The sequence below is a fragment of the Butyricimonas sp. RTP31003st1_G1_RTP31003_210430 genome (assembly GCF_040920905.1).
GTDB lineage: Bacteria > Bacteroidota > Bacteroidia > Bacteroidales > Marinifilaceae > Butyricimonas > Butyricimonas paravirosa.
This window is the reverse complement of record NZ_JBCOSQ010000106.1, coordinates 1-3,512: the sequence shown is the minus strand read 5'-3', so window position 1 is coordinate 3,512 and position 3,512 is coordinate 1. Positions and strand designations below refer to the sequence as shown.

Here is a 3,512-nt window from a genome sequence, read left to right as displayed (position 1 = left end):
GGGCTAGAGTGCTCGTGATGGGTATGACTTTCAAGGAAAACGTGGCAGATATTCGTAACTCGAAGGTGGTTGATATTATCAACGAATTAAAGGATTTCGGGGTTGATGTTGACGTGGTTGATGCTCATGCAGATTCAGAAGAGGTGAAACAGATGTATGGTTTCGGGTTGATCGAGAAGCCGAGGAATAATTATGATGCTGTGATCGTGGCTGTTTCACATGATGCTTACAAGGATTTGAACGAGAAGTATTTCAAGTCGTTGACTTATGATAATGCGGTGTTGGTGGATGTGAAGGGAATGTATCGAGGAAAAATTAATAAATTAAAATATTGGAGTTTGTAATATGAAAGCTGTAATTTTAGCTGGGGGTTTTGGAACACGATTAAGTGAAGTTACAAATTTGCTTCCTAAGCCGATGGTCGAAATAGGAGGGAAACCTATTTTATGGCATATCATGAAAACCTATAGTCATTATGGTATTAACGATTTTATTATTTGTTGTGGCTATAAACAATATATCATTAAGGAGTATTTTGCAAATTATTTTTGTCATAATTGTGATATGACTGTAAATCTGTCTGATAATAGTACTGAAATTTTGGATAATCATTCCGAGAATTGGAGAGTTACAATGATCGACACTGGTTTGCACACAATGACAGGTAGTCGAATAAAACGAATTCAAAAATATATAGGAAATGAGCGATTTCTGTTAACATATGGCGATGGTGTATCAGATATTAATATTGCAGATGTTATTGTACAACATGAAAATAATGGAGCGATCTTAACTTTGACAGCCTATATGCCTACTGGTAAATTTGGAGCACTAGATATTGATAAAACTTCTAATCGGGTCAGATCTTTTCAAGAAAAACCTAAAGGTGATGGTAATTGGATAAATGCAGGATATTTTGTTTGTGAACCTGAAGTGTTTGAATATATACCTGATGATCAGGATTTTATTAGTTTTGAAAAAGAACCATTAGAGCAAATTGCAAAAAAAGGCGGAATGTTTGCTTATAAGCATACTGGATTTTGGAGACCGATGGATGTGCTAAAAGATAATAGGGATCTTAATGAATTGTGGGATAAAGGAGAGGCTCCTTGGAAGGTTTGGTAAATTATGGATATTGATATATTTGATAATTTTTATAAAGGTAAGCGTGTGCTTATTACAGGGCATACCGGTTTTAAAGGTTCGTGGCTTTCTATTTGGTTGCATGAATTGGGTGCAGAAGTGATAGGTGTGGCTAAAGATCCGTTGTCAGAGCGAGATAATTTTGTACTTTCTGGAGTTGGAAAAAAAATGGAAGCCGATTTAAGGGCTGATATTCGTGATGGTGAATTGATGAAAACTATTTTTCATCAATATCAACCTGAAATTGTTTTTCACCTTGCGGCACAGCCTCTTGTAAGGTTAAGTTATGAAATTCCCGTAGAAACGTATGAGGTTAATGTTATGGGTTCTATTCATGTGATGGAAGCTATCCGTGCGACTCCTAGTGTTAAGGTCGGAGTGATGATAACTACAGATAAGTGTTATGAAAATAAAGAACAAATCTGGGGCTATCGTGAAAATGAGGCGATGGGAGGGTATGATCCTTATTCTAGTAGCAAAGGGGCTGCGGAGATAATGATCGCATCTTGGCGGCGTTCTTTTTTTAATCCAGAACAATTTGAAAAACATGGAAAATCGATAGCCAGTGTACGTGCTGGTAATGTTATTGGTGGTGGCGATTGGGCCTTGGATAGAATTATACCAGATTGTATAAGAGCTTTGGAGGACGATCGTCCTATTATTATTCGTAGCCCTCAATCTATTCGTCCATGGCAGCATGTGCTTGAGCCACTCGGTGGTTACATGATGTTGGCTCAAAGAATGTGGAATGAACCAACTCGGTATTGTGAGGGGTGGAATTTTGGACCTAAGACGGAATCTATATCAACTGTTTGGGATATTGCAACTAGAGTGGTTGCCAGTTATGGTAAGGGTATGTTGAAAGATTTATCTGATCCGCATGTTTTGCATGAGGCTAAATTGTTAATGTTGGATATTAGTAAGGCTAAATTTAAGCTCGGTTGGGAACCGCGAATGAATATCGAGGAGACGGTTGCCTTGACTGTGGACTGGTATAGGAAATATAAAATAATGAATGGATATGATTTGTGTGTTGAGCAAATCAATGAATATGTAGCAAAATGAAAATATTTATTACTGGAGCGTCTGGTTTTATAGGATCGTATTTGTTACACATTTTAGTGGAACAGAAACATAAGGTTCTTTCTTTAAAACGTGAATTTTCCGATTTATATCGTGTTGCAGATATTAAAGATTCTGTGACGTGGGTCAATATTGAAAGTGATTGGGAAGGGGAGGTCATAGCGTTTCAACCTGATGTTATATTTAATTTGGCTTGGAATGGAGTTGGTGCTAGTCAAAGGACGAACTGGGATGAGCAGCTCCGTAATATAGTGATGCAACAAATGTTGTTAAATATTGCAACAATATGTAATACGAAAAAATTTATAGGAATTGGTTCGCAGGCTGAATATGGAGCATTTGAAAATAAAATTGACGAAACTTATCATGTCCATCCAAACTCTGCATACGGAGCGGTTAAAAATGCTTCATTTGTGTTGATGCGGACTTTTTGTGAATTGAATGGTATTGAATGGTATTGGTTTAGGGTTTTTCCTTGTTTTGGACCCATGGAGGCTGACAATTGGTTGATTCCATCATTGATTAAAAATATATGTTCGTCTTCTGAGATGGATTTGACTCCGGGAGAGCAGCGGTTAGCTTATTTATACGTTGAAGAAGTGGCTAAGTCTATTGCCAGTGTTTTGAATGTGATTGGCAAATCAGGTATTTATAATATCTGTTCGGATAATTTAATATCATTGAAAGATTTAGTGATAAAAATTAAAGATAAAATAAATCCATTATTTAAATTGAATTTTGGAGCTCTTCCATACAGACCGGGGCAATGTATGTACATGGTGGGTGATACAAAGCGTTTGGCCGACAATATGTATAAGATTGATACTTCTGATTTTGAACGACATTTAGAGGAAACAATTGATTATTATTTAAAATATTATAAATATGGATATAGGTAAATGTGAAGATTTTGCAAAGGATATTCGTAGGATGTCTTTGCAGCTTGCGCATAATGCTAATTCCTCACATTCTGGTGGTGCACTTTCGATGAGTGATATATTGGCTGTTTTGTATTCAGGTATTATTCATGTGACACCAGAAACGGTTGATTCGCCTAACCGAGATCGGTTTGTGTTGAGCAAAGGTCATTGTTGTGCATCGTTGTATGCAACATTGGGGTTGAGGGGCTTTTTGTCGTTGGATGAACTTTTGGAAGGATACGGGCAAGATGGAACCGTTTATTTTTCACATGTGAGTCATCATTTGAATGGTGTAGAGGTTTCGTCCGGTAGTTTAGGACATGGATTGCCTGTTGCAGCAGGTCTGGCATTAGGTAGTATTGCTTC

4 protein-coding genes and 1 pseudogene are annotated in these 3,512 nt (G+C 37.1%); all 5 read left to right on the top strand.

Annotation, left to right across the window (positions count from 1 at the left end; all coding sequences use genetic code 11):
• A partial coding sequence (locus AB5542_RS20275; RefSeq protein WP_368243396.1) for a UDP binding domain-containing protein occupies window positions 1–344 on the top strand: 344 nt, incomplete at its 5' end.
• Window position 345: 1 nt separating this feature from the next.
• On the top strand, window positions 346–1,125 hold the full coding sequence (rfbF, locus tag AB5542_RS20270; RefSeq protein WP_279040062.1) for a glucose-1-phosphate cytidylyltransferase: 780 nt from the start codon (window positions 346–348) through the stop codon (window positions 1,123–1,125).
• A gap of 3 nt (window positions 1,126–1,128) precedes the next feature.
• Entirely contained in the window at window positions 1,129–2,208 is a 1,080-nt protein-coding gene (gene rfbG / locus AB5542_RS20265) for a CDP-glucose 4,6-dehydratase (protein WP_279040060.1), read from the top strand.
• Entirely contained in the window at window positions 2,205–3,125 is a 921-nt protein-coding gene (locus AB5542_RS20260) for an NAD-dependent epimerase/dehydratase family protein (RefSeq protein WP_279040058.1), read from the top strand. Before rfbG ends, AB5542_RS20260 begins: the two co-directional genes overlap by 4 nt.
• A pseudogene (locus AB5542_RS20255) lies at window positions 3,112–3,512 on the top strand (transketolase); the annotation flags it as partial. The gene AB5542_RS20260 and the pseudogene AB5542_RS20255, both read left to right, overlap by 14 nt.

Bases quoted from the DNA above. Each gene is read 5' to 3' on its own strand.
- rfbF (WP_279040062.1), top strand. From the start codon at position 346: ATGAAAGCTGTAATTTTAGCTGGGGGTTTTGGAACACGATTAAGTGAA.
- rfbG (WP_279040060.1), top strand. From the start codon at position 1,129: ATGGATATTGATATATTTGATAATTTTTATAAAGGTAAGCGTGTGCTT.
- AB5542_RS20260 (WP_279040058.1), top strand. From the start codon at position 2,205: ATGAAAATATTTATTACTGGAGCGTCTGGTTTTATAGGATCGTATTTG.